General features: G+C 44.4%; 16 protein-coding genes. 7 read left to right on the top strand and 9 right to left on the bottom strand.

Annotation, left to right across the window (positions count from 1 at the left end; genetic code table 11):
- The 7 genes from NBH07_RS07265 to NBH07_RS07235 form a co-directional block, all read right to left on the bottom strand.
- Positions 1–1176, bottom strand: a complete 1176-nt coding sequence (locus NBH07_RS07265) for a MalY/PatB family protein (protein WP_005854438.1) — start codon at positions 1174–1176, stop codon at positions 1–3.
- A 207-nt stretch (positions 1177–1383) separates the two neighbouring features.
- Entirely contained in the window at positions 1384–2742 is a 1359-nt protein-coding gene (locus NBH07_RS07260; RefSeq protein WP_156682434.1) for a sulfatase family protein, read from the bottom strand.
- Positions 2735–4318, bottom strand: a complete 1584-nt coding sequence (locus tag NBH07_RS07255; RefSeq protein ID WP_011966683.1) for a sulfatase family protein — start codon at positions 4316–4318, stop codon at positions 2735–2737. Before NBH07_RS07255 ends, NBH07_RS07260 begins: the two co-directional genes overlap by 8 nt.
- 116 nt (positions 4319–4434) lie before the next feature.
- The gene (locus NBH07_RS07250; protein ID WP_121772267.1) at positions 4435–6264 is read right to left on the bottom strand and encodes a RagB/SusD family nutrient uptake outer membrane protein; all 1830 of its coding nucleotides are present in this window, start codon (positions 6262–6264) and stop codon (positions 4435–4437) included.
- A 14-nt stretch (positions 6265–6278) separates the two neighbouring features.
- The gene (locus NBH07_RS07245) at positions 6279–9779 is read right to left on the bottom strand and encodes a TonB-dependent receptor (RefSeq protein WP_156682433.1); all 3501 of its coding nucleotides are present in this window, start codon (positions 9777–9779) and stop codon (positions 6279–6281) included.
- A gap of 139 nt (positions 9780–9918) precedes the next feature.
- A complete protein-coding gene (locus tag NBH07_RS07240) occupies positions 9919–10950 on the bottom strand; it encodes a FecR family protein (RefSeq protein WP_005854448.1) in 1032 nt (343 codons plus the stop codon).
- A 73-nt stretch (positions 10951–11023) separates the two neighbouring features.
- Positions 11024–11608 carry an RNA polymerase sigma-70 factor gene (locus tag NBH07_RS07235; protein ID WP_008773531.1) on the bottom strand — a complete coding sequence of 195 codons (585 nt, stop codon included), beginning with the start codon at positions 11606–11608 and terminating at the stop codon, positions 11024–11026.
- A gap of 1129 nt (positions 11609–12737) precedes the next feature.
- Between NBH07_RS07235 and ilvD the strand changes: the two genes are divergently transcribed.
- From ilvD to ilvC, 5 genes are read left to right on the top strand one after another with little or no spacing between them, the layout of a single operon-like run.
- Positions 12738–14573: a dihydroxy-acid dehydratase gene (gene ilvD / locus NBH07_RS07230; protein WP_005864376.1), complete on the top strand. Its 1836-nt coding sequence runs from the start codon at positions 12738–12740 to the stop codon at positions 14571–14573.
- Positions 14574–14606: 33 nt separating this feature from the next.
- The gene (ilvB, locus tag NBH07_RS07225; RefSeq protein WP_048927571.1) at positions 14607–16310 is read left to right on the top strand and encodes a biosynthetic-type acetolactate synthase large subunit; all 1704 of its coding nucleotides are present in this window, start codon (positions 14607–14609) and stop codon (positions 16308–16310) included.
- Between the two features lie 15 nt (positions 16311–16325).
- A complete protein-coding gene (gene ilvN / locus NBH07_RS07220) occupies positions 16326–16880 on the top strand; it encodes an acetolactate synthase small subunit (protein ID WP_005854462.1) in 555 nt (184 codons plus the stop codon).
- 6 nt (positions 16881–16886) lie between these two features.
- Complete coding sequence (locus NBH07_RS07215) at positions 16887–17612, top strand: acyl-[acyl-carrier-protein] thioesterase (RefSeq protein ID WP_005864388.1); 726 nt, start codon at positions 16887–16889, stop codon at positions 17610–17612.
- Between the two features lie 49 nt (positions 17613–17661).
- Positions 17662–18705 (top strand): ketol-acid reductoisomerase, encoded by a 1044-nt coding sequence (ilvC, locus tag NBH07_RS07210; protein WP_005864389.1) that lies wholly within the window; start codon positions 17662–17664, stop codon positions 18703–18705.
- A 77-nt stretch (positions 18706–18782) separates the two neighbouring features.
- On the opposite strand, the gene NBH07_RS07205 is transcribed toward ilvC, so the two are convergent.
- The gene (locus NBH07_RS07205) at positions 18783–19124 is read right to left on the bottom strand and encodes a type II toxin-antitoxin system RelE/ParE family toxin (RefSeq protein ID WP_009275741.1); all 342 of its coding nucleotides are present in this window, start codon (positions 19122–19124) and stop codon (positions 18783–18785) included.
- Positions 19094–19327 (bottom strand): hypothetical protein, encoded by a 234-nt coding sequence (locus NBH07_RS07200; RefSeq protein ID WP_057317705.1) that lies wholly within the window; start codon positions 19325–19327, stop codon positions 19094–19096. The genes NBH07_RS07205 and NBH07_RS07200 overlap by 31 nt, the downstream gene beginning before the upstream one ends.
- A 389-nt stretch (positions 19328–19716) precedes the next feature.
- Here NBH07_RS07200 and NBH07_RS07195 point away from each other — a divergent pair, with 389 nt between their 5' ends.
- Both NBH07_RS07195 and NBH07_RS07190 read left to right on the top strand, forming a co-directional pair.
- Entirely contained in the window at positions 19717–19926 is a 210-nt protein-coding gene (locus NBH07_RS07195; protein ID WP_250833495.1) for a hypothetical protein, read from the top strand.
- Positions 19927–19980: 54 nt separating this feature from the next.
- On the top strand, positions 19981–24507 hold the full coding sequence (locus NBH07_RS07190) for a T9SS type A sorting domain-containing protein (protein WP_156682431.1): 4527 nt from the start codon (positions 19981–19983) through the stop codon (positions 24505–24507).
- Positions 24508–24509 lie beyond the last annotated feature (2 nt).

Genomic DNA, 24509 nt, shown 5'->3' with positions numbered 1-24509 from the left:
TTATTTCTTATCCACCGCCTTTTTAAGAGCGTTCATCGCTTTATCTAAAACAGAGCGGGGGCAGCCAATGTTCAAACGCATATGGCCTTCTCCCCCGGGGCCGAAGATACTTCCGTCGTTCAACGCTAGTCCGGCTTTGTCTTTGAACAGGTGTACTAGTTCATCTTGACTTAATTTCAGTTCCCTGCAATCCAACCAAACGAGGAAGGAGGCTTGGGGTTGGTAGACTTTTATCTTGGGGAGATGCTGTTTCATAAACTCTTCCACGAAACGTACATTCTCCATGATATACATTCGCATTTGTTGCAACCATTCGGCGCCATAGGTATAAGCGGCGGTCGTCGCTGTATAAGCGAAGATCGTGCCATCGCCAAACTCTCCGGCCTCAAGGAAAGAGTAAAATTCTTCCCGGATGCGATCATTGGGTACGATTGCGTAGGAAGTCACGATACCGGCGATATTGAACGTCTTGCTCGGTGCCATGAAAGTCACGCTGCAGGAAGCGGCGGTATCCGATACGGAGGCGAACGGGTAATGCGTGTACTGAGGATAGGCCATTTCCGCATGAATCTCATCGGAGATAACCAAAATATTGTGCTTGGCGCAAATATCGGCCAAGCGGACCAAGGTTTCCTTTTTCCAGACGATCCCACCCGGATTGTGAGGGTTGCAGAGGATCAATACCTTGCATTCATCATCTATAATAGATTCAAGATGATCAAAATCCATCTCATAGATGCCGTCTACCATCTTTAGCGGATTATAAACGACCTCGCGCTTCATTTTCTCCGGAACGATGCGGAACGGGTGATAAACAGGGGGCTGGATGATGACCTTATCTCCTTTTTGCGTAAAGCATTGGATAGCGAAAGCGATTCCCTTTACGATTCCCGGGATATAGCTGATCCATTCCCGTTGTATTTTCCAGTTATGTTTGTAGTGTACCCAATTGATGATACTCTCGTAATACTCGTCGGAGCCGAATGTATAGCCGAATATCTCGTGCTCACAACGTTTCTTCAGGGCCTCTACAATAAAGTCCGGTGTGCGGAAATCCATATCCGCCACCCATAGTGGTATCAGATTCTCGTCACCGAACATCTCTTTCAAACGGTCGAATTTCACGCAACTCGTCCCATGTCGTTCGATAACTTCGTCGAAGTTGTAGTGTTTCATATTTTTATTAACGATCAGTTTCTTAATTGTTTTAGGGGTCAAACTTACATAAAAAACTGCGATTTTAAAGCAAAATATGTATAAAGATGATGTTTTTGTATAGTAGGAAACTTTATAAAAGACTTTTCTCTCTAAAAATAAAATCAGTGAATTTGCTTCTTGAAAAATAAGAGAAACAAATTCACCGAATAGTATAAGACATATAGTTTACTTTTGGTCGAAGATACTCTTAGCAATCTTTAATGAAGCTTTATGTGCATTGGCCAACATGGTTAATTCCTGTACAATATCCGGATGTTCTTCTGCTATATTGTATAATTCTCCAGGGTCAGTACCTAAATCATATAAAACAGGTTTATCATATACGATTTTATCCGTTGCTCCATAAGCTGGTCTATAAGAGAAATGGGCTTTATATTTACCTTTTCGAATCGCATATAATTCACTGCCTCTGTAAAAGTAAAACACATCGCGTTTACAAGTAGACTTATCTTTTAATACATTTAGCAAGCTGATTCCATCATAATGCCGATCTGAAGGCAATGGAATTCCTGCTATCTCACAAAATGTAGGTAGTAAGTCTAATGTACTAGCCATATCCGTTATATATCCCGGTTTAACCATTGCTCCCCACATAATACATGGAACGCGGAACCCTCCTTCGAACATGGAAGCTTTGCCATCCTTTAACGGACCCGGTGATCCTCCTTCTTGTTTACATAAAAGCCATGGCCCATTATCAGATGTGAAAATAACCAATGTGTTTTTATCTAATCCTTCAGATTTTAATGTTTGCAAGATTTGTCCTACACTCCAATCCAGTTCCTCCACGGTGTCACCATATTTGCCTCTGGCTGATTTACCTTGAAAGTCAGTAGAGGCATATACAGGCATATGAGGCATAGGGTGTGCTAAATACAAGAAAAAAGGAGAATTCTCATTTGATTTAATGTAGCGGATAGCAGCTTCCGTCACTTGTTGCGTTAAATTATATTGTTGGGGCTCTCTTTCCAGTTCTTTTTCTTGTTCATAAATAATATATTCATAAGGATATTTTGTGTTGCCTAATTTAATTTGTTCCTTCCGACTCATATCATTGGAATAAGGATAACCGTAAAAATAGTCAAAGCCGTGACGTAATGGCATGTATTCTGGTAAATGTCCTAAATGCCATTTACCTATGCAAGCCGTATGATATCCGGCTTGTTTCAGCAGTTCAGCGCTCGTTAGTTCCTCAGAAGGCAATCCCCCTTTGGAATCAGGAAACAGGACTCTGCGTTGATCTCCATACATTCCGGTACGGACTCCTAGGCGGCCTGTTAATAATCCGGCACGGCTAGGAGAAGAGACTGATGCTGAAACGTAAAAACTACTCCATTTTTGTCCTTCTATAGCCATTCGGTCGATATTCGGGGTTTTTATCGTAGGACTTCCGAAACAAGATAAGTCTCCATATCCCATATCATCACAATTGATAACTATGATATTGGGCTTTGTCGGTTGACTATGCCCGTCATACGAGGCTAAAACTCCTGTAATGTACAGTATATATTTAATTTTATTCATGGATTAATTGTTTATTAAACGACATGGCATTCGTGTCTTGATATTGTTTTTGTAAACGTATAAGCTCCTTTTCCAGTTGATGAGTGATATTCTCATATCCTGTTTTTCCATACAAGTTGTTCATCTCCATAGGATCTTCTTGTAGATCAAATAATTCCCATTTATCGATATCGTTATAAAAATGAATTAATTTATAACGTTCTGTGCGTACGCCATAATGACGTTTAACAGAATGCTCCGCAGGGTACTCATAAAAGTGGTAATAGAGTGATTTACGCCAGTTCTCAACTTTTTCTCCACGTAACAAAGGCAAAAAGGAAATACCATGCATATCGGATGGGATTTGGATTCCTGCTAAATCTAGGATGGTCGGTCCGTAATCAATGTTTTGGACAAACTCATCGATATCTCCTTTCTTTCCTCCCGGCAAACGAATTAATAAAGGAGTCCGGAAAGATTCCTCATACATGAAACGTTTATCGAACCATCCGTGTTCTCCCATATAGAATCCTTGGTCGGAAGTGTAGACAATCATTGTGTTCTCTAATAATCCTGTCTTTTCTAAATAATTCAATAATACTCCAATATTTCTGTCTATGGAATGGATGACACGTAAATAGTCTCGCATATATTGTTGATATTTCCATTCAGATAGTTGCTTACCAGAAAGTTTGTCTTTCTTGAATTTCTGAATGATTGGATCATAATGAGCATCCCAAGCTGCTTTCTCTTCGGGTGTCATACTGTTATACATGCTGCGTCCGGCATTCTCTAACCCTGTAGTTGTATGGATTTCATTTTCTTTATCAGCCATTTTTAAATCATAGACTAAATCCATATCTTTTATGATACTCATCTTTTGCTCATGAGCGGCTTGACGACCGTTGTAGTCATCATAAAAATTGGCTGGTAACTCGAATGTCGTATCGCTGAAAAGTTGTAAATCACAAGTATCGGGCATCCATGTACGATGAGGAGCTTTGTGATGGAGTAACAAGCAGAAAGGCTTATTTTTATCATGTATATTCTCCATCCAGTCGATTGCTTTTTCTGTGATGACGTTGGTAACATAGCCTTTTGATGGGACCTGTTTCCCGTTTTTGATAAATGGAGCGTTGTAATAAATGCCTTGGCCTATTAAAATTTCCGAATAATCAAATCCGGTAGGAGCGGAAGTTAGATGCCACTTTCCGATTATTGCTGTTTCATATCCGGCTTTTTGTAAAAGTTTGGGGTATGTTTGCTGGGAACCATCAAATGTGGAACTGTTATCGGTGAAACCATTAGCATGACTATGTTTACCGGTTAATATACAGGCTCGACTAGGTCCACTGATGGAATTGGCAACAAAGCTATTGGTGAAACGTACTCCCTCGTTTGCCAGTCGGTCTATATTGGGAGTTTGTATGAAGCGTTTATCATAAGCACTGATTGTCTGGTAAGAATGATCGTCAGACATGATATAGATGATATTCATCGGCTTTTTTCCTGCTATCTGCTCTGAATCTGTTTTTTTGATGTTGCAGGAAGTCGTAGCTATTAAAGCAGAGAATGTGAATAATAATTCTTTTTTCATTATTTAGACTTTTATTGTGTTCGTGATTAAGGAATTTGTTTGTTACAGGGTTTTAGCCTAAAATTTGTGAGGAAAGACTTTCTCTTTTATTAGGCTAAATCCTGTAATCAAGTAAATTACCAACCGGGGTTTTGGACCCATTGGTTACCTGTAAGCGATAGCATACGAGGTTGTATGGGCAATAAATAATCTCGTTCCGGATTGAATTGCCATCCGTTAGGATAATGCTTATTATTGAACGGTATGATATAGCGTTTGGAGTCGGAGGGCGTACCTGTTAAGAAAAGATTTTCACCTTCTTGCAGGCTTTCTCCATAAGCGGTTTCCAAAGAGCTCCCTTTGAATAATGCACCTGTTGGAGTTTTTCCAATAATGAGGATGTCTGCGGCGGCCCAGCGCAAGATATCTTGAAGTCGGCTTCCCTCTAAAGCTTTTTCTATGCGTCGTTCTCTTCGTACTGCTTGTATATATTTATCCAATTTATTAAACGGATAATCGGGATCGGTATTGAACTCTCTGTCGAAATCCATCTCGGGCATGCCCACACGCTCTCGAAGTGGCCTTAAGGCTTCTTTTATTTTGCTAGCGTTAGCCGCGCCATCTAATTCTGCCAGAGCCTCAGCGTAGTTTAATAAAATATCGGCGTAACGGAATTGTATAGCTGGCGCTTGGCTTTTGCCTTCCCCATCTATAGTAGGAATATAAGTCGTATTATATTCTACGTATTTTAGGATAGAATAACCTGTCGTATTTTGATTCCGGCTTTCCTCATTCAAAGGAGGAAGTTTGAATACGAATTCTCCATTTGGACGTAAATCTTGTCCTGGCATGCAAATGGTCTGGGATAATCGTGGGTCTCGTAAGTCCGGACTCAATTCGTCCCCGTACATTACCTTTGCTTTGTCTCGTTCGGAACCGACAAAAGGTTTTCCTTCTTTTGTTAAATAATCATCAACAAGAGAAGCGGATGCCCCACAAGTGCCACCTCCTTTATTTAAATAACGTGTTACGGAATGGCCGATGTTATTGGCGGCATCATATTTCTTCCACCATAAAACTTCTGGATTATGTGAGAGATCCAAAGTGATGAACAAGTCTCGATAAGCGGTATTGGGATCCCCTTTTGAGATGCTCCATACCCCTTCGTCTATTACATCTTTAGCGGCATCTGCGGCTTGCCGTAGATAAGAGCTGATTTTCTCATCAGTTACTTTTTTATCATAGAATGGCGTGTTTTTCGCACGATGGTATTTCTCCCAAGTACCTTCAAATAAAGCGACCTCACTCTTAAGCGCTCTTGCTACATCTTTGTGTACACGCATTGTCGAGCTATTGGTTTGAGTGTTTAGATGCTCGATCGCTATATCTAAATCCGCCAATATACTATCAGCGACCTCAAGCCTACTGTTTCGGGGACGTTCCATCTGTTCTTGAATCGGATCTAATACTTTCGTTAACCAAGTGACTTCTCCATAATTAACGAATAACCTATAATAATAGCAGGCTCTGAAGAAATAAGCTTCTCCGATGCATTGCTCCATTTCCGGACCGATCTCCTCGCAATTATCGAGGTTGTTGATTAAGAAGTTTAGACTTCTGATATGTTTATACTCTGTTAATTCGACAGCGGAACTTAATGTGGTTTCTCCCGCAAGACGTGTGTCTATTACATTACTCTGCATATTATCGCTATTCAAGTCTCCAAAGGCGATACCCGTTGGATTTCCAATGCTGTTAGATTGTACCTTTATGGCAGAGTTTGCCACATCTTTGTCATTAATTTTAAGAGTTGATTCATAAAACTGATTCAGATACTTGGTGATTTCTGTTGTACTGGTGAAAGAATTGACAGAAGACAATTCTCCTTCCGGATATTTATCCATGTCGAAACAGCTACTTAGCCCTAATAGACATAGGGAAACCATTGATAGATATATTCTTTTCATAAATAAATTACGCTTTATAGATTAACAATAACTCCGATAGATAACACTTTATTCATTGGATAATTCTTTCCGGCCTCACTGGTATAGTCATTTCCTGTAAAAATAGCTTCCGGGTCAAACATGGAAGGAAGCTTGGTAAATGTTAGAAGATTCTCTCCAGAGAAAAACACTTGTGCTTTGCTCAACCCAATTTTCTGGCTCCATGAATTAGGCAGATCATAACTAATTGTCAGATTTTTCAAACGGCAATAAGCGGCACTTTGCATGTATCTGTCACTTTTTTGTGAGGTCTTATTTCGAAACTGATTGATACTTCCTGCTGCTCCTGTATAAGGATTGGGATAATAGGCGTCTGGATTCTCTGGAGTCCAATAATCTAGATGATCGTTGAATACCGTGACTTGTGCATAAGCTCCCGATCCCCAAAAGTAAACGGTTCCTAGATCTGGAGACCAATTACGTTTTCCTATGCCTTGGAACATCATGCTAAGGGAAATTCCTTTCCATGAAATGGAACCATTAAGCGTATATTGATATCGAGGAGTCGTATTCCCGATAACACACATATCACCCATATCTTCCAATGTGTTATTTCCATTGTTGATCTTTTTGTCGTTATTTAAATCCATATATTTAACATCTCCCGGCATCCATTTTTGACCGGATAAGAAAGATAAATCGTATGTGTTATTATATGTGTCAGCTTCTTCTTGGGTCTGGAGTAGCCCAGAGGCTTTGTATCCCCAAATCTCACCGACTTTCTTCCCTACATACCAATTATCTTGAGGATTGGTCCCTGTCGGATTTTCATAAGCTGTAACTTCGGATGTCGCGTCAGCTAAAGAGCCTCCTATTGAATAATGAATATCCTTCCCGATTTTTCCTCGGTATTGCAGGCTAAGTTCCCATCCCCGGTTTCTCATCCTTGCGTTATTCGTATTGGGAGCCTCTGCTCCAAAGAAATCTGCAAGGTCGGCACTTGGTCCTAACATATCTTTTGTATCCCGCTGGAATACATCGAAGGTGCCGGTGAGAGCGTTGTTAAAGAACCCGAAGTCAAGGCCAAGATTCTTACTTTCCACTTTTTCCCAAGTTGTAAAAGGATCAATAACTCCAGGGGCGTTTATGTACATATCTCTTCCATCTTGAAAATACCAATTACCTAACGGCTGGATTCCCATGATTGAGGTAAAAGTATAAAGTCCGGCTCCGCTTTGATTCCCTAATAGTCCCCAAGAGGCTCGTAACTTTAGATTAGATAATACCTCTAAAGATTTTTCCATGAAAGACTCACGTGTAATATTCCATCCTAAAGAGACCGAAGGGAAAAATCCCCATCTATGATCTGAGGCAAAACGAGAAGAACCATCGTAGCGTCCATTCACTTCTAATAAATAGCGTCCGTCATAATCATAGTTAATACGTCCGAAAAATCCTCGGGTAGCCCATCCGTTTCGAGTATCTGTCGTGGATTTTTCTCCTGTGCCAAGATTGAGGCCTGGATTATTGGTGGAGATCATGTCGGTTACAGACTCATATAAATAGCTATATGCGTAATTTTCTTCTTGGTAACCAGCCATAACGGTGAAATTATGCTTATCGGCCAAAGAGAACATATAGTTTGAGTATAGATTAATTGATTGATATTGGCTTAAGGCGGATGAACGGGTGAATTGCCCATTCTCCATCACGCCTAATTCTTGCCTTGTCCCTTTGTATAAGGTCTCGTTATCCGCTCCCGGGATCATCGGGGCTACGTTGAGCGCCTCATAATTCTCATTATTTTGCCGGTACGTATAGTCGAAGAATATTCTCCAGTTCTTGATTGGTTGTGCTTCGAGACCACCAGTCAGTGTCAGATTATTTTTCTGTGTATTTGTATACGTGCCACTTTGTAAATAGGGAATCATTGTAAGCTCCGTAAAATGACCATTAGGATCGATTGGGCTTATGGTAGGACGGAAGCGAGCTAATGAATGATAAAAGCCTTCAGATAAGGCCCCTTTACCAAAAGGTGTGTCATTATCCGAGTTCATGAATTTAGTATTAACTTTCAAATTTAGCCAGTCCGTAATTTGAGAGGCGATATTTGCATTGAAATTTAAGCGTTTATATTTTATGTCCGCATATCTTAAAATACCATCTTCCGTATACATTCCGGTAGAGATATAATATTGCGCTTTTTTGCCACCTCCACTGAGACTCAAATTATGGTTTTGTTTGAATGCGGAGTTCTTATAATGTAAATCAAAGTAATCCACATTGCCCAAACCCTTTGGTGTGTTTTCGAATGCCCCTATTAGATTATTTTCTCCATTAAGCTCTGCCCAAGGATTTACGCTAGCAGGATCTTTCATGTACTGCTGAAGTTGCTGTAATTTTTCCGGGTTATATTGCTTGATTACGTTAGCATTGGTACAAGCTTGATTGAAAAAAGTCGCATAGTCATAAGCATTAGCCATTTCCGGCATTACAGTAGGGGAACTCCATCCTACGGTACCTTGATAACTGATGCGCATCTTACCTTCTTCACCTTTTTTCGTCGTAACTAAAATTACGCCATAAGCGGCACGGGCGCCATAAATAGCTGCGGAAGCGGCATCTTTTAAGACGGAAATCGATTCAATATCATTGGGGTTTACATCTGCCAAATCCATCTCTACACCGTCAACTAATACATAAGGATTCGCTGTGTTCGCTAAATTTCCTTGTCCTCGTAAACTCAATGCTCCACTAGCTCCCGGGCGACCTGAGTTGGAGTTGGATACGGTTAATCCGGGTACTAATCCTTGTAAACTTTGAGTTGCGTTAGCTACTGGGCGTTGGCTGAGTTCTTCGCCTTTTACGGCAGAAACAGATCCAGTAAGGTTTACCTTTTTCTGTACACCGTATCCAACAACTACTATCTCATCTAACTTCTGGGTGTCTTCCGTCATTGTAACCTGTAAGGAGGTTTCTTCCTTGACTGTTATTTGTTTGTCGGAAAAACCGATATAAGAGATATTTAAGATGGCATTTTCGGTAATTATTAATTCAAATTTTCCATCCAAATCCGTAATGGAACCGTTTGTTGTACCCTGCTCGATTACATTTGCTCCGATGATTGGTAAACCGTCAGGGTCTACAACTGTTCCTGTTATTTTTCTTGTCTTTCTCGGAGCTTGCGATGAAGAAGATGATTTAACTGTTAATACAATCATATTATTGGCCTCTTTTTTATAGGATATTTCCGTATTGGCTAATAATAGGCTCATGACTTCATCAATGTTTTTATCCTGTACGGATATTGACGTTTTGTGATCTAGGTTACTTAGATCACTGTTATAGAAGAATTTGTATTCCCCCGCCTTTTCTATCTCTTTTAATATGTGACGGATGGATTGGTCTTGTACATCCAGTGAAATTTGGGCATAAAGTGAAGGAGCCAAGATTAAACTACTGAATAGTGCCAGACCGACTGTTTTGATTGACCGTATTTTTATGTATTGTGATACACGGACAAGTTTTTTTTTCATACTTTTGTATTCTATGGATATTAGTACTTGCGCTTGCTATTTGCGAGATACCTAAGCGCGGTTAACTGATTTCTTTTTCGGGGGGAAATGCCTAGCATTTCTACCCCGATTTTTTACGGGCTTTTCATGAAATTGCTATTTACTGTTTTAATACTCTGTTATATAACTCTTTTTTGTCGTTGTTCTCATACAAAATAACCACACTGTCTTTTATCTCGTAGGCTAATGGTGAGGTAAGAGACAATAAATGTAAGATGCTCGCTAGACTGGTATTCCCGGGCTTACCTGTAAAACGATAACTCTTTAAGGCCTCAGATTTAAATACGATCTGGGTATTGTAATAACGTTCCAGCGTATGAGCAATCTCGCTGAATGGTGTTGACTCAAAATTCAATGTATTGTACATCCAACTGGAGTAATCTAGACTATTGTCAACCTTGTTTTTCCCCAGTATGCTAGAGTGTTTATTGAAAATAGCTTGTTCATTAGGCAACAGGTCTACATGGTTATCGTTTGCGGTTACTTCTACTTTCCCGGTCATTAATACAACGGATATGTGCTCTTCCGTGTTATAGTTCTTTACGTTAAAACTGGTTCCTAAAGCTTTTACGGATACTTTTCCCGATTGAACGATAAAAGGACGTTTAGCATCGGGCTTGACTTCAAAATAAGCTTCGCCTTCTAGATTCAGAACTCGTTCATCTGCATTAAAACGGCTTCCATAAGATAACTTTGAATCTGAATTTATCCATCCTTTTGAACCATCAGGCAATGTTATATTCGCTTTTTGTCCTTTCTCGACAGCGACAATCATGTCCATCGGTTCTCGCTGTTTATCCATTGCATAATGATAGGTGACAATACTTGTTGTTATGAGCAATAGGATAATTGCTGTGATACGTAGCGCATAATGGAAAAGTGAAGGGAGAGAAAGACTCATGAATGTCCTTTTCCCTGTTTCTTTAAAAAAGATTTGTTTACGGAGTTCGTCTAGTAAATGTTGTTTTACTGAAGGATCCATTTCCATCGGGGATTGCATCCATATATCATCAGCCCATGTGTCAAAAGCTTTTCGTTCTTTTAGCCATTCTATCAATAGCTTTATTTCCGATGGAGTTGCCTTATTCTCTAGGAACTTGTTAAATATATGTATGTAATCGTTTCTTTCCATTTTCCTCTGTCTTTATTCAGTATACAAATGACAGGGAAGTTTCCGTTATCGCATCCTGTGGATTTAGTATTCATTAACTATTAAGGAGGCAACTTAAAGCTAAAAGTCCTAGGTCGTATTGGTCTTTTAACCTTTTGCGTAGAAAGGAGATGGCTTTGGTCAGTTGGGATTCCACGGTATTCTCTGATATCTGCAATTGGTCTGCTATCTCCCGGTTGGATAGGTGGGATTGTCTGCTTAGTTTATAAATTCTTTGCCTTCCTTCGGGCATTTGTTGTATTAAAGAATCAACGAATTCTTCTAGGAGATGATATTCTACGATCTCGTCCGTACCTCTGGCATAAGGAGTTCCGGGGTGGTCGATTTGTTGTTCTATATAGAGAATCTCCATCATTTTATGTTGGTAATGGTTAGTTAATAAGTTTTTTGCTATCGTACATAAATAGGCTCCAAAAGACAGTTTTGGGTCTAATTGTTCTCGATTTTTCCATACTTTAAGAAATACAGTTTGTACCATTTCCTCTGCCAAGTAGGAATCCCCATGAGAAATTTTCATGACAAAATTATATAATTTGCCACTCCAAACCGTGTAAAGATATTCAAAAGATGAACGATTACCCTTTCTAAGGTTCTCAATATGCTTGTTCCTCTCTCCCATGGATTAATCCATCAACAACTTTATGAATAGTCGCGATATTAGCTAATTTTCTTGAGGAGGGCAAATTTTATTTAAGAACTAGCTTGGAACTATATAAATTTCCTGTTTCGCTATTGGGGCTTTTTTATGAAATTTGGTGGGGATAGACTTTTCTATGTGAACCTTGTTGACGAAATGTCAAAGTGTTATTATTGCTCTCTGTGGGTGATGAATTATGGGGCGGGGGCTTGGTCGCACGGCAAAAGCGCAAGCATTTGATGGTTGTGTAAATCAGAATGATGTTTGAATGCAGGTGTTGTTGGTCTTTTTTATGATTGATGTTTGAATAGCTGTCTATCGGTTGAGTATTTAAGGCTTTCTCTGTCTGAAAGTCATTTTGAAAATGTCTTTGCTTGAGCTGCTTCTAGCGTGGGTTATGCCGGATTTAGTCTTGATTTTAGGTGATTTTCATTCAAATGTTAACAAAATTTAGTCCGATACTAGATGAAATTTCTTCCTTATGTTCTTCAGAAAACTTCCTTATGTTTTTTCTAGAACACTATTATGAATTTTTTCAAGGCTATTTATAGTCTACAAGTGTTAATAAATATGTGATTTAGAGTTTATATGTATCTTTTTTATCGCTAGAATAGGATTTTCTTATGAGATACGTGTTATCGTAAGTCGTGTTATCTGATAAAAATGTTATCTGGAATCTGTTTTAGATAACATTTGTCTTTTTACTGTTTCTGTTTGGAAATCGAAGTTTTTTCCCTTCTATACCTTCCGATTCCTAAGTAATACACTCTTGCTCCTGTTAAAATGCAATCCTAAAATGGTATTTGCTTGAGAATTGAAAGAAAAATGAAGAATTTTCTTTTAAATCCTTTGCGCATATCAATTATTGTTCTACATTTGCAGCGTCAAACAAACAAAGACAATAAGAAAAGATGATGAACAACGTATTGCATATTATTCTCGTGGTGGTCCTTCTAGTCATTAGTAGGTAAGGAGAAAGGTGTGTAAGAAGTTGTGAAGTCGTAGAGATATTTCTTAAGCCTTTCTCCATATAGGGAAAGGCTTTTTTATTATAAATAAATCAAGGTAGAGGCGTGGATAAAGCGCTCTACGAACAAAAAATAGGAAAGAGATGAAGAATCCGTTAAGAAGCTCATTTAGCACCGAAGGTCGTAGGATGGCCGGAGCCCGTGCGCTATGGCGTGCCAACGGGATGAAAGAGGAACAGTTCGGCAAGCCTATTATCGCTATCGTAAATTCATTTACCCAGTTCGTGCCGGGGCATACGCATTTGCATGAGATCGGGCAATTGGTCAAGGCCGAGATCGAGAAACAAGGTTGTTTCGCCGCTGAATTTAATACGATCGCTATCGACGACGGTATCGCTATGGGGCACGATGGGATGCTTTACTCGCTTCCTTCACGCGACATTATCGCGGACAGCGTGGAATATATGGTAAATGCCCATAAGGCGGACGCTATGGTTTGCATCAGCAATTGCGATAAGATCACGCCGGGTATGCTTATGGCTTCCATGCGATTAAATATCCCGACGGTGTTCGTGTCCGGTGGCCCGATGGAGGCAGGTGAGCTGGATGGCCGCCATCTTGATTTGATCGACGCGATGATTGAGTCTGCCGATACATCGGTAAGCGATGAGCGTATCGAGCAGGTGGAACGCCATGCGTGTCCGGGTTGCGGTTGTTGTTCCGGTATGTTTACCGCTAACTCTATGAACTGCTTGAACGAGGCGATCGGTCTGGCGCTTCCGGGTAACGGGACGATCGTGGCTACCCATAAGAACCGTATCCAACTTTTCCGTGACGCGGCTAAGCAAATCGTTGAGAACGCTTACAAATACTATCGTGACGGGGATGATTCCGTGTTACCTCGCAACATCGCTACCCGTCAGGCTTTCTTGAACGCCATGTCGCTGGATATCGCCATGGGGGGGTCTACCAATACGGTGCTTCACTTATTGGCCGTGGCACAAGAAGCCGGCGCCGATTTCCATATGGAGGATATCGATATGTTATCCCGCAAGACTCCTTGCCTGTGTAAGGTAGCCCCGAATACGCACACTTATCATGTACAAGACGTAAACCGTGCCGGTGGAATCCTCGGTATCATGAACGAGTTGATGAAAGCCGGGCTTGTGGATGGCAGCACGAGACGTGCGGACGGCCTGACCTTGGCCGAGGCTGTTGATAAATACGCCGTCACTTCCCCGAACGTAACGGAGGAGGCGATTCGTAAATACAAGAGCGCTCCCGCTCATCGGTTCAGTATCCAGATGGGTTCCCAAGAATCTTATTATAAAGAATTAGATACGGATCGTGCCGAAGGTTGTATCCGTGACGTGGAGCACGCTTATTCCAAGGATGGCGGCTTGGCTGTTTTGAGAGGGAATATCGCCTTGGACGGATGTGTCGTAAAAACCGCCGGTGTGGATGAGAGTATTTGGAAATTCTCCGGCCCGGCGAAAGTCTTCGATTCACAGGATGCCGCTTGCGAGGGCATTTTAGGAGGCAAGGTCGTTTCAGGCGATGTGGTCGTCATCACGTATGAGGGTCCGAAAGGGGGGCCGGGAATGCAAGAGATGTTATATCCTACCTCTTATATAAAGAGCCGTCACTTAGGTAAGGAGTGCGCCTTGATCACGGATGGTCGTTTCAGTGGCGGTACGTCCGGTCTTTCTATCGGGCATATCTCTCCCGAGGCCGCTTCCGGTGGCGCTATCGGACTGGTGAGAGACGGGGATATCATCGAGATCAATATCCCGGAACGTTCCATCAACGTGCGGTTGAGCGACGAGGAGTTGGCCGAGCGCCGTAAGGCGGAAGAGGCACGTGGAAAGAAAGCCTTTACGCCGCCGACGCGTCAGCGTGAGGTCTCGAAAGCGTTGAGAGCGTACGGGAAGATGGTTAGCTCCGCCGATAAGGGAGGTGTAAGGATTGTTGAAGATTAAAGCCAATAATATACATTAAACACGTTATTTTTTATGGAGAAACAAAAGATAACCGGTTCGGAAGCTTTGCTGAAAGCGTTGATTGCTGAAGGAGTAGATACTATCTTCGGTTATCCCGGCGGACAGGCGATACCTATTTACGACAGTTTATATGATTATAGGGACCAGTTGAGGCATGTATTGGTGCGCCACGAGCAAGGCGCTACCCATGCGGCTCAAGGATATGCCCGTGTATCTGGCAAGGTAGGAGTGACGTTGGTTACTTCCGGCCCGGGCGCTACGAATACCATCACGGGTATCGCTGATGCGCTGATGGATAGTACGCCAATGGTCGTAATCGCCGGTCAAGTACCCTCGCCGTTGTTGGGAACCGATGCTTTTCAGGAAGTCGACGTGATTGGCATCACGCAACCGATCACGAAATGGGCTTATCAAATCCGCAAGCCGGAGGAGATCGCATGGGCTGTTTCTCGTGCTTTTTATATCGCTTCTACAGGCCGTCCGGGTCCAGTTGTGCTGGATTTAGCGAAGGATGCGCAAGTAGGGTTGGTGGAATATGAATATAAGAAGGTCGATTACGTACGTAGTTATCAACCGGAGCCGGATATCAATAAGGATCGTATCAAGGCCGCCGCCGATTTAATCAATGAGGCGAAGAAACCCTTCTGTCTGGTCGGGCAGGGAGTATTGTTAGGCGGTGCGGAAGAGGAATTGAAAGCGTTTCTCCAAAAGAATGATATACCTGCCGGATCTACGGTATTGGGCTTATCTGCGTTGCCAACCGATTTCCCATTGAACAAGGGAATGCTCGGCATGCATGGAAACGTAGGGCCGAACCGGAAAACGAATGAGTGTGATGTATTGATCGCTATCGGTATGCGTTTCGACGACCGTGTGACTGGCGATTTAAAGACATACGCTAAGCAAGCCAAGATTATCCATCTGGATATCGACAACTCGGAAATCGGCAAGAATGTTGCCGTGGACGTAAAGGTGCTGGGGAATGCCAAGCACACGATACCGATGATCACGGCGTTGTTAGAAGAACGTAAACGTCCGGAATGGAATGCCGAGTTCGATCGGGACGAGAAAGAGGAATACGATAAGGTAATCGAGAAGGAATTGTATCCGACCGAGGGCCAACTGAAAATGGGCGAGGTAGTCCGTAAGGTTTCCGAGGCGACCGGTAACGACGCTGTATTGGTGACCGACGTTGGGCAGAACCAGATGATGGGCGTCCGCTATTTCAAATATAAACAAACCCGTAGCGTGGTGACTTCCGGTGGTTTAGGTACGATGGGATTTGGTCTGCCGGCCGCTATGGGCGCTAAGTTCGGGGCTCCGGACCGTACGGTCTGCTTCTTTACCGGTGATGGGGGTATGCAGATGACGATTCAGGAATTGGGCACTATCATGCAGGAGAAACTGAACGTGAAGATTATCATTCTTAATAATAACTTCTTAGGTATGGTACGTCAGTGGCAAGAATTGTTCTTCCACGAGCGTTATTCAAACACCATCATGGAGAATCCGGATTTCGTGGCGATCGCTAAAGCCTATGGTATCGCCGGTCGTGCCGTTGAAAAGCGGGAGGAATTGGACGACGCTATCGCTGAGATGCTAAACCACGACGGCGCTTACGTGTTGGTCGCTAACGTGGAGACTTGCGGAATGGTATATCCGATGGTTCCTGCCGGGGGAAGCGTGACAAACATGATTATGGGAGACGAGAAATAAGGAGGAGATGAAGCTATGACAACAAAGAAATTATATACCGTTATTATCTTTTCAGAGAATATCGTAGGTCTTTTGAACCAGATAACGATTATCTTTACACGCCGACAGCTGAACATCGAGACTCTGTCCGTCTCTCCGTCCGCTATCAAGGGCATCCATAAGTTTACGATCACGACATTCGCCGATGAGGATATGATCGATAAGGTGGTGAAACAGATCGATAAACGTGTGGATATTTTGAAGGCTTATTATAATACGGATGAGGATCTGGTTTATCAAGAGATCGCTCTTTATAAGCTAAGTACCGAGCTTTTCATCAAGATGGGAACCGTGGAGGGATTGATCCGTAAATACAACGCCCGTATCTTGGAGATGAACGAGACCTGCGTGGTATTGGAGAAGAGTGGCCACTATGACGAGACACAGGCCTTGTTCAATGAGTTGAGCGAGACGATCGGTGTCCTGCAATTCATCCGCTCCGGACGTGTGGCTATCACGAAGAGCAAGGTGGAGCGCTTGAGCGATATGTTGGCCGATATGGAGCGAAAGTTACAGGAAAAGCAACAATAATAAGATATGGAGAAAGTAGGATTATTTCATTTCGTGGCGGAGCCATATTTGATGGATTTTAGGGGACGTGTAACGCTCCCTATGATTGGTAACTATTTGATTCACGCCGCTTCCAGCCATGCCGGAGAGCGTGGGTTCGGTTTCAATGATATGTCGGAGCGTCATACGGCTTGGGTGTTGTCCCGTCTGGCTATCGAGATGAAGGAATATCCTACCGCCTTCGATAAGATTAATTTATACACTTGGATCGATGAGGTCGGACGCCTCTTCACCAGTCGTTGTTTTGAGCTGGCGGATGAGAATGGGAAAACCTTTGGATTCGCCCGTTCTATCTGGGCGGCTATCGATGTGGAGACCCGCCGTCCTACCTTATTGGATATAGAGGCATTGGGCAAATATATCGACGAGCGTCCGTGCCCGATCGAGAAGCCGGGCAAGATCATGCCGGCGGAGAATAAGGCGGAGGGAATCCCGTATTCGATCAAATACAGCGACTTGGATATCAACGGTCACTTTAATAGCGTGAAGTATATCGAGCACCTGCTGGATTTGTTCGATATCGACCAGTTCAAGACCCGTGAGATCGGCCGTCTGGAGATCGCCTACCAATCCGAGGGCAAACAAGGTATGCCGCTTACGCTTCATAAGGCGGAGTCCGCTCCCGATAAGCAAGACATGGCTATTTGCCATGAGGGAAAGGCGATCTGTCGTGCGGCGGTTACTTGGAGATAATAAAAGAGATACATAAATAGGTTTTTAAACATTAATAGTTAAAAAGAAAATGGCACAAATGAATTTTGGCGGTGTTGTAGAGAATGTAATGACCCGCGAGGAATTTCCGTTGGAAAAGGCAAGAGAGATCTTAAAAGATGAGACAATCGCTGTGATCGGCTATGGCGTACAGGGACCGGGACAGTCATTGAACCTTCGTGACAATGGTTTCAACGTAATCGTTGGCCAGCGCCAAGGTAAGACTTACGATAAAGCGGTTGAGGACGGATGGGTTCCGGGTGAGACTCTGTTCGGTATCGAGGAGGCTTGCGACAAGGCCACGATCATCATGTGCTTATTGTCCGACGCTGCCGTAATGTCTGTATGGCCTACGATGAAGCCTTATTTGACAGCTGGCAAGGCCCTGTATTTCTCTCATGGTTTCGCGATCACTTGGAACGATCGTACGGGCGTTGTTCCTCCCGCGGATATTGACGTGATCATGGTCGCTCCGAAGGGATCTGGTACGTCTTTGCGTTCCATGTTCCTTGAGGGTCGTGGCTTGAACTCTTCTTTCGCTATCTATCAAGACGCTACTGGCAAGGCGATGGATCGTACGTTGGCGTTGGGTATCGGTATCGGTTCCGGCTACTTGTTCGAGACGACTTTCATCCGTGAGGCTACTTCCGATTTGACTGGTGAGCGTGGTTCTTTGATGGGCGCTATCCAAGGTTTGTTGTTGGCCCAGTATGAGGTATTGCGCGAGAATGGACACACTCCTTCTGAGGCTTTCAACGAGACGGTCGAGGAGTTGACTCAATCCTTGATGCCTTTATTCGCCAAGAATGGTATGGACTGGATGTACGCTAACTGCTCTACGACTGCCCAGCGTGGCGCTTTGGACTGGATGGGTCCGTTCCACGACGCAATCAAGCCGGTTGTCGAGAAATTGTATGCGAACGTAAAATGCGGTAACGAGGCTCAGATCTCTATCGACTCAAACTCTAAGCCGGATTATCGTGAGAAATTGGAGGCTGAATTGAAGGCATTGCGCGAGAGCGAGATGTGGCAGACAGCTGTTACTGTACGCAAGCTTCGTCCGGAGAACAACTAATCCAATCTTAATCCTTATATATCAGCAAAAAGAGGCGGGTCACTTACGGGTGGCTCGCCTTTTTCTGTTTCTCTGCATCATTCGATGTGGATATTCCTAGCCTGTTTGATCTTTCGCATGCTGGATGCGGAATGGACGATGTCTAGCACTTCGATACGCTCCTCGGTGATGCGGTAGATGATAAGGTGTGAATCTAGGATGATGTTCCGGTACATGCGGCTTTTCGTGGCTAGGTGTCGGCATTCGGGATAATAAGGATAGTCGTTTTCCAGTTTCTCGACTGTATTCAATATGTGCTCAAGATATTTCCGGGCTTGGAATATGCCGAATCGTTCTATACCTTCCACGAAAATCCTCTCAAGGCTTTCCTCGTAAATGGGAGAACCGATTACTTTTTTCCTTGATAGTTGTCCATCCATGATCTTATTCTTTGATGTACTTCTTCAATAGGATAGAACGGCCCCTTCTCGATCTCATGGATATGTTCCCAGATCTCCTCTTGTGTGAATTGCACCGGCTTGGTGGGATCCCACTTGGGCTTTGCGGGTTCGGTCTTGGCCTTACGTGTTCTTGCGGTCTTGGCCGTGGTTTCCTTGGCGGGGATGTTGCTTAATTTTGTCATAGTCGTAACTGTTATTTATTAGTACAGTGGCAAATGTATGGAATAATTTCCATGTAATAAGATATTTGATAAGGAAAAAAGTAGGTCTATAGGATTAACTCATTACCCAGTTGTAGAGACGGGGCGTGCCCCGTCTCCATCCCCTCAAAATGGTATTCAAATTTATTTATGTCACATAACCGCTATTTTTAATCGCTTATCCGCTATATACGCACAATAAGCATGAATTTTGGGGGGTGGGGCGTGCAGGTCTTTATTACATATTTTTTTATTTCTTATATTTACTACGTCTTATACATTAAAAGAGTATATGAAAATCATATGATGATGTGTGATAGATATATGATGTTAACCTTTTTTATCAGTATGCGCTTGGTAAATCGGAATAATTGTCTAGCAAGCAAGCAAGCAAGCAAGCAAGCAAGCAAGCAAGCAAGCAAGCAAGCAAGCAAGCAAGCAAGCTAACCCAGATCTATTATATGTATACGCCGGGCCGGTATGCGGAGGATTTCCTCCGCATACCGGCCCGGCGTGTTTGCGCTTGGCGCATGGGAAAAAGGCCATCCTACGAATACGACACGCTAAGTCGGGAATGGTGAGAGATACCGATACGTATTATGAATACAAAACACCTATTTATAAATTTATTGCTTATGAAAACAATTTTACGAGGAATTAGTATGAGGTTGTCGCTCATTGCGATGGTCTTGTGTTTATGCGCCGCATGGCCGGGGCATGGACTGGCTTGGGGTATGGCCGGGTCGGCGAGTCCGGCGGGGATGACGCCCGGGGCTCCGCAGAGCCAGGCGGAAGGGGAGGTACGGTTTAGCTATACTCTGGATCCTGTAGCTTATTGCTTTATCTACAAGTGGAATCCGGTGGCTACTTGGAGCTTGAATTTCGATATCGTGAACTTCACGAAGGGCATGGCTGTACGTGTACAGTTGGCGAACACCGCTAATCCGGACGGGGTAGAGTTCCGCTTTGAGGATTCAGAGCCGGCGCAAACGTTAGACAATGGCGGCTTTTGGATACCGGACGAGAAGTTGACGGACTATGGATATAGCGTTGGGCTTCGTCTGCAAATGAATAGCTCGAAGGAGTGTTCGGTGGACTATACCGTAAAAGTGTACAGCTCGCGAGACATGAGCACGGCTGCTTTAGCCTCCACCGGGCAAACGATACGATTTATGCTGGGTGATAAGGCTCCTGCTATGGGAGAGTTGTCGCGTACATCCGGCGATCTGAACGAGGATATCCCTTTTGCGATCAACGTGACGAAGGCGGGTTTCCTGCAGGGGCAACACGCTAAGATGAAGATTTATCTGAATGGCCCTTCTGAAGGCTTGACCCTTTCCGGGCAGAACCTAAGTAAAGGGACAAGTCCATATAATGAGTCCATATACGTATTAGATATCCCTTCCTTCTCCGCTACGCAATTCACGTTGATGGCTCATGCCACGGAGGAATGGAGCGGAATGGTTCAAGTGGATATTTGTGATGCGGACGGCAATGAGGTTGCATATGGCGGCCGAGCATCGTTCGCTTTCCCGGCCGATAACTCGCAGGACGATATCGCCGCCTTGAAAGCGATCGCCGAGGCCAACCCGCTGAACTCGGACTTGCAGAACTTCATCTCCAGCAAGGATTACTTGAAAGACCGGACGCAGAGCGATGGCTACAACGTGGGCGTGACGTGGAACGCCGAGTCCCCGAGCCGTGTGAAAAGCTTCTTTATTATTGATGGCAGGACACGGACGGTCACTTCCATGGATGTATCGGCGTTGTCCGGGTTAGAGCAGTTGAACTTGCAGAATACCCGGTTGAAATCCTTGGATTTGTCCACTTTGACAAAGCTTCGGGACTTGGGTTTGTTTGGTAATGATTCGCTTACTTGGTTTACGGTGAAGCTCCCGAGCCCGTTACCGGAGAATTTTTGGATGAATGGCTCCACCATGATCATGGCCGGTACGCCGGTAGACAATTATAACGCTTATGCCGCGAAGGGCGAGGAGATCGATCTATCCGCTTACGCTTCGGTGGGTGGCGTGAAATCGGTATATCAATGGTATCGTATCGAACGGGATCCTTATAAATCTACGGAAGTAACCATGTCGGCGGTATCCGGCAAGGAAGGTGCTTTCGTGTTTAGTGGAAAGCCGGGTGAATATTATGTGTGCGAGATTACCAATCCGAATTACGGAAATTGGAGGATGAGTACGGTTCAGATCAAGGTAGCCCGTAACTCGGACAGCTACTCCCCTGCGGACATCGCCGGATTGAAGAAGCTGGCAGCCGATAACCCGAATATCACCCAATTGCAGGAGTTTGTAGATAGCAAGGGCTGGGAGCGCGAGAACTGGAACTCCTATCAAGACGTGATCAGCACGGACTGGAATACGGACGATGTAGGCCGCTTGACACATCTGCTGATTCAGTTGGATTGGAACTCTAAGGATACGATCTCTCAATTAGACTTGAGTGCTTTCACCGAGTTGAAGTATTTCGAGTGCGAGCGTTATATGAATATAGAGAAGCTGGACGTATCGAAGAACACGAAACTGGAGCACTTGCACATATATAGCAGGAATTTAGCTTCACTCGACCTGTCCAAATGCCCGGAATTGCAATATTTTAGATTTGGAACACGAAGCATAGGAGAGGGACGTTACCAGAACACGAAGCTGGCGACACTGAATCTTACCGGTTGTTCGAAGCTGACGGAACTTTACCTTGAGCATTCGCCCTTGGCTTCGCTGGATATCTCATCCTTCAAGCAATTGAGCCGTCTGGAGATCGAGTACTGCCCGAACTTGAAGTTGCAAGGCTTCGACAAGGCTACGAGCTTGACCTATTTGGCCTTGCCGCATACGACCCAGTTCGCTGATCTGGTAAAGAACCTGCCGGCGTTTATCCGTCATCTATATTTGCAAAATACGGAGTATGAGCTTCCTTCCGCGCAAGTGGGAAAGAATCTGGAGTCGTTGGGATTGCCGGGATACGTGGAGAGTCTCGATCTGGCTCAGTACCCGAACTTGAGTAACTTGAATGCGGATGGATCTCTTTTGAGATATTCTACGGTGAAGAACTACCGGCCGATAAATTATAACGGTTTGGGGCACATAACGCTAACTTCCCCCTCTCATCCGGGAGATCCATACTGGTTCGAGAACGGCGATACGATCGATCTCTCCTCGGAGGCCGTGATCGATGGCATAGAGACCGTATTCCTATGGGTAAACGCCAAATATAGGACAGAGGAGAAAGAAGCATTGAAGCCGGTGCCAAACCGTCCGGGCGTATTCGTGCTGGACAGCAAGGAGGAAAAGTATGGAGACTACTATTGTAAGCTGATGAACCCGAAGTTCTGTAAGATCTCGGAGATCAATGTACGTGACGGCTGGCAGATCGAGACCTCACGCATCCATGTGGAAACCACCGTCCCCCAAGTATTCGCCGAGAGTGACGTGGCTACCTTGGCACGTATCGTAGATGCTTCCAACAACAAGGAGCTGAGCGAGTGGTGGAGCAGTGGCGAATGGCAGACAGGTAATTTCACGCCGAAAGCGTATGCGAAATGGAATGACGAGAACCCGCGCCGTTTGACTGAGCTATATCTGTATTATATGGGCGAAAGCTTCACGAAAAAGGTGGATCTCTCAGCCTTGGATAAGCTAGAGATGCTATCGCTGAATGGAAACCGGATAGAGGAACTTACCTTGCCGAAGGGTAACCATGTGTTGCGTGAGTTGATGTTGTACGACAACTGGACGCTCTCGTCCCTGATCCTTTCCGAATATCCGTCCTTGGAGCGCTTGGATCTGGGCTATACCGGCTTGAAGGCTTGCGACCTTTCTTACAATAAGCGATTGACATCGTTATTCTTCAATGGGACGATGATTCCATCCGTGGAGAATAAATATCCGGAGATCGCCGCCCAGTTGGAGATCTACGGTCCTCCACATGGGATATCGGAGATAGATCTGAATAAGTTCCCGGCTTTGAAGAGATTGGATATGAGCGGATCACCTGTGCTGTTTAGCGGGGTACGAAATCCGAGACAACTAGAGGAGGTTATCTGCGAAGCTACTCACGTGGTAGGCAATGCCCATGCCGGTGGCTACAGCGTTTATGGAGAGCGTATCGACCTCTCGGAGCAGGCTGCGGTAATGGGTACCCCTTCTCGTTTCGTCTGGACATTGAATGGTGATACGATTGAATATACGGACTCTAAATACGAGATCGCCGATGCCTTGAACCCGGATGACTGGGTAGAGGCTCATGTAACCAATCCGATGTTCCCGGGCTGGACGATGATCTTCAATACGATCGTTTACACCTGCGACGGCGATGCGAACCTAGATAAGAGCGTGAACGTACAAGACGTGACCGCTACCGTAAGCTACATCTTGAAGGACAAGGATAACATGATCCCCAACTTCGGTTTTGCCGAGGCGGATGTGAACTATAATAATAATGTAGAGATCGCCGACGTAATCGGTATCGTCAACCTCATCCACGGCAAGCCAGTTACCAAGGCCAGTGCACTGCGTTCTGAGGCCGAGGTTCCCGTACAAATGGAGCTTGACGCTGATAACTTCTTGACGATGAATAGCCAAGTACCGGTAGCCGGTATCTATCTGGAGTTGGTGGGAGCCATCGACGAGATCCCGTTGCTGGGCGACGCCGCTAAGTTCCTGCAGGCTTCCAGCTTGAACGGGGATACCTTGCGTGTGATCGGTTATAGCTTGGATGGCCGCACGATTCCTTCGGGCAAGAGCCGTATCCTGCGTATGCCGGCGGGTGTTACCTTGGTAGGAGCCTCCTTCTCCGACGCGAAGGCCAACAGCTTGAGGTCCGGTGGCGACGCGATCGTGACTTCCAACGCCCCGATCGAGGCGATCAGCCAATTGGCAGCCGTGTCCAACTATCCGAACCCGTTCCGTGGCAGCACGACCTTCCGTTATCAGTTGACGGAGGCGGCCGAATCCGTGACGATCCACGTATTCTCCGCGAATGGCGCTTTGGCCGCGGTGTTGAACGGTCTGCCCGGCGAGGTGGGCGATAACCAATATTCGGCCACGCTAACCTTACCGGCGGGCGTTTACTACTACCGTTTGACGGCAAAGACAGGCCATGGTGTGAAGGCAAGTAATACTAACATCTTTATCTGTAAGTAAAT

This window comes from Parabacteroides sp. B2-S-102 (assembly GCF_023656665.1).
GTDB lineage: Bacteria > Bacteroidota > Bacteroidia > Bacteroidales > Tannerellaceae > Parabacteroides > Parabacteroides distasonis.
The sequence above is the reverse complement of the archived record's forward strand: the minus strand, read 5'-3'. Positions and strand labels throughout refer to the sequence as shown.

What these genes read in the sequence shown, in the direction of transcription:
- NBH07_RS07260 (WP_156682434.1), bottom strand. Translation starts at nt 2,742, where the DNA reads ATGAATAAAATTAAATATATACTGTACATTACAGGAGTTTTAGCCTCG.
- NBH07_RS07255 (WP_011966683.1), bottom strand. Translation starts at nt 4,318, where the DNA reads ATGAAAAAAGAATTATTATTCACATTCTCTGCTTTAATAGCTACGACT.
- NBH07_RS07245 (WP_156682433.1), bottom strand. Translation starts at nt 9,779, where the DNA reads ATGAAAAAAAAACTTGTCCGTGTATCACAATACATAAAAATACGGTCA.
- ilvC (WP_005864389.1), top strand. Translation starts at nt 17,662, where the DNA reads ATGGCACAAATGAATTTTGGCGGTGTTGTAGAGAATGTAATGACCCGC.
- NBH07_RS07265 (WP_005854438.1), bottom strand. Translation starts at nt 1,176, where the DNA reads ATGAAACACTACAACTTCGACGAAGTTATCGAACGACATGGGACGAGT.
- NBH07_RS07215 (WP_005864388.1), top strand. Translation starts at nt 16,887, where the DNA reads ATGGAGAAAGTAGGATTATTTCATTTCGTGGCGGAGCCATATTTGATG.
- NBH07_RS07190 (WP_156682431.1), top strand. Translation starts at nt 19,981, where the DNA reads ATGAAAACAATTTTACGAGGAATTAGTATGAGGTTGTCGCTCATTGCG.
- ilvN (WP_005854462.1), top strand. Translation starts at nt 16,326, where the DNA reads ATGACAACAAAGAAATTATATACCGTTATTATCTTTTCAGAGAATATC.
- ilvD (WP_005864376.1), top strand. Translation starts at nt 12,738, where the DNA reads ATGAAGAATCCGTTAAGAAGCTCATTTAGCACCGAAGGTCGTAGGATG.
- NBH07_RS07240 (WP_005854448.1), bottom strand. Translation starts at nt 10,950, where the DNA reads ATGGAAAGAAACGATTACATACATATATTTAACAAGTTCCTAGAGAAT.
- NBH07_RS07200 (WP_057317705.1), bottom strand. Translation starts at nt 19,327, where the DNA reads ATGACAAAATTAAGCAACATCCCCGCCAAGGAAACCACGGCCAAGACC.
- ilvB (WP_048927571.1), top strand. Translation starts at nt 14,607, where the DNA reads ATGGAGAAACAAAAGATAACCGGTTCGGAAGCTTTGCTGAAAGCGTTG.
- NBH07_RS07250 (WP_121772267.1), bottom strand. Translation starts at nt 6,264, where the DNA reads ATGAAAAGAATATATCTATCAATGGTTTCCCTATGTCTATTAGGGCTA.
- NBH07_RS07205 (WP_009275741.1), bottom strand. Translation starts at nt 19,124, where the DNA reads ATGGATGGACAACTATCAAGGAAAAAAGTAATCGGTTCTCCCATTTAC.
- NBH07_RS07235 (WP_008773531.1), bottom strand. Translation starts at nt 11,608, where the DNA reads ATGGGAGAGAGGAACAAGCATATTGAGAACCTTAGAAAGGGTAATCGT.